Annotated in this window: 2 protein-coding genes and 1 pseudogene; all 3 read left to right on the top strand. The window is 62.3% G+C overall.

Annotated features, from left to right (window positions below; all coding sequences use genetic code 11):
* A pseudogene (locus EN964_RS38905) lies at window positions 1-166 on the top strand (ABC transporter permease); the annotation flags it as partial.
* The gene (locus EN964_RS32610) at window positions 166-978 is read left to right on the top strand and encodes an ABC transporter permease (RefSeq protein ID WP_127266977.1); all 813 of its coding nucleotides are present in this window, start codon (window positions 166-168) and stop codon (window positions 976-978) included. The pseudogene EN964_RS38905 and the gene EN964_RS32610, both read left to right, overlap by 1 nt.
* Before the next feature lie 10 nt (window positions 979-988).
* Window positions 989-1750 (top strand): SDR family NAD(P)-dependent oxidoreductase, encoded by a 762-nt coding sequence (locus tag EN964_RS32605; RefSeq protein ID WP_127266976.1) that lies wholly within the window; start codon window positions 989-991, stop codon window positions 1748-1750.
* Window positions 1751-2121 lie beyond the last annotated feature (371 nt).

Here is a 2121-nt window from a genome sequence, read left to right as displayed (position 1 = left end):
GTTCTTTATCGGCAATGCGCTGGTCGACCTGTTCCTGCAATCGCGCAACTGGCCGTTCGGTTCGGCCATCGCGATCACGCTGGTGCTGGTTTCGGTGGTGGTGCTGATTGCCGCCAATCGCATTTCGACCCGGGTTTCGGGCGCCCGCCGGGTGGATTTGATCTGATGCGCGCCTTCGTCATTGTGGTGTTCGCCTTCCTCTATCTGCCGATCGCACTGGTCGTGCTGTTCTCCTTCAACGCCGGCCACCATGCCAGCGAGTTCACCGGCTTTTCGGTGCAATGGTACGGCAAGGCGCTGGCGAACCCGTTCCTGGTCGAAGCGCTGAAGAACAGCCTGTTCATCGCCACCACCAGCGCCTTGCTGGCGGCGTTGTGCGGCACTGCGGCGGCACTCGGCCTGGCGCGCGTCGGCATCAGAACACGCGCGGTCTTCGATGCGCTTCTGGGCGCCGCGATCGTCGTTCCGGGCGTCGTCATCGGCATTTCGACACTGGTCGCGCTCGTCCAGCTGTTCACGGTCGTCAATCCGTTCCTCGCCTCGATCTGGCCCGACGACCAGCCGCCGCGCCTGGCGCTCGGCTACGGCTCGATCATCGCGGCGCACGGCCTGTTCTCCATGGCGCTGGTGACGATGATCGTCGGCACGCGTCTCGGCAGCCTCGACCGCAATCTGGTCGAGGCGTCGAGCGATCTCTACGCCACGCCATTGACGACGTTCCGCTCGATCGTGCTGCCGCAGATCATGCCGGCCGTCGTTGCCGGTTTCCTGCTCGCCTTCACCTTCTCCTTCGACGATTTCATTGTGGCCTTCTTCGTCGCCGGGGCGCAGACGACGCTGCCGATCTATGTCTTCGCGTCGATCCGGCGCGGCGTGACGCCGGAGATCAACGCCATCGCGACGATCGTGCTCGTCGCTTCCGTGCTGCTTGTGGTGCTTGCCCAATGGCAATTGCGCCAGCGCAAGCCGTCGAACTGAAAGTCGCATCATGATCCTCAAAGACCGCATCGCCGTCGTGACCGGCGCCGGCTCCGGCATCGGGCGCGCCGGCGCCATGATCATGGGCAGGGAAGGCGCGGTGGTCGTCATCGCCGACAGGGATCAGGCCGCCGGCGAAGCAACGGCTTCGGACATAAGGGCAGTGGGCGGGCAGGCCGAGGCGATCGCCACTGACGTCGCGGACGATGGGGCGCTGGAAAAGCTCATTGCCGGCACGATCGAGAGGCACAGGCGCATCGACATCCTGCACAATCACGCCGGCATCCAGGTCGGCGGAACGCTGACCGAGGTCGAGGTCGGCGGCATGGACGCGTCATGGCGGGTCAATGTGCGGGCGCAGTTCCTGGCGGCCAGGATGGTCATGCCGTCGATGGTCGCACGAGGCGGTGGTGTCATCCTCAATACCGCCTCCAATTCGGGCGTGTTCTACGACCGCGAGATGATCGCTTACGCCACTTCCAAACACGCGGTAGTGGCAATGACGCGGCAGATGTCGCTCGACTATGCCCGGCACAATGTCCGCGTCAACGCGCTCTGCCCGGGCTGGGTCGACACGCCGTTCAACGAACCGTTCATCGCCCAGATGGGCGGACGCGAGGCGATCGAAACCTATGTCCGCACCAAGATTCCGATGGGACGCTGGGCCAGCGCCGATGAGATCGCGGAAGCGATCCTGTTCCTCGTCTCCGACCGCTCATCCTTCATGACCGGCCAGGCGCTGGTAATCGACGGCGGTGAAAGTATCGGCTGAGACTTGTGCTTTCTTTATCAATTGCCCTGTTTCAAAGCCTTTCCGATATACCACGTCACGACTTTCACCCATGCCGCTGGATTCCGGCAGGACTATAGTCCTGCCGGCATGGGACTTCAGTGCCATCGCCGTTCAAGAGCGCTGATTCGTGTTTAATATCAGATGGTTATGCTTCGGGCTGATCGGCAGATCGCGTATTGAGACAGCATTTGTCTAAAGTTTACTCTGTACAATTAGCGATTTCTCATAGGACGGTCACTAGCGGTCGGGCCAGGTGACGATTCCCGAGGAGATTACCATGACAAACCGGAAAACTCTGTTCGCGGCGCTTGCCGCATTGGCGCTTCTGGCGTCTCCGGCGCTCGCCGGAG

The sequence above is a fragment of the Mesorhizobium sp. M7A.F.Ca.CA.001.10.2.1 genome (assembly GCF_003998575.1).
Classification (GTDB): domain Bacteria; phylum Pseudomonadota; class Alphaproteobacteria; order Rhizobiales; family Rhizobiaceae; genus Mesorhizobium.
The sequence above is the reverse complement of the archived record's forward strand: the minus strand, read 5'-3'. Positions and strand labels throughout refer to the sequence as shown.

Coding starts and splice junctions, on each gene's coding strand:
- EN964_RS32605 (WP_127266976.1), top strand. CDS start 989: ATGATCCTCAAAGACCGCATCGCCGTCGTGACCGGCGCCGGCTCCGGC.
- EN964_RS32610 (WP_127266977.1), top strand. CDS start 166: ATGCGCGCCTTCGTCATTGTGGTGTTCGCCTTCCTCTATCTGCCGATC.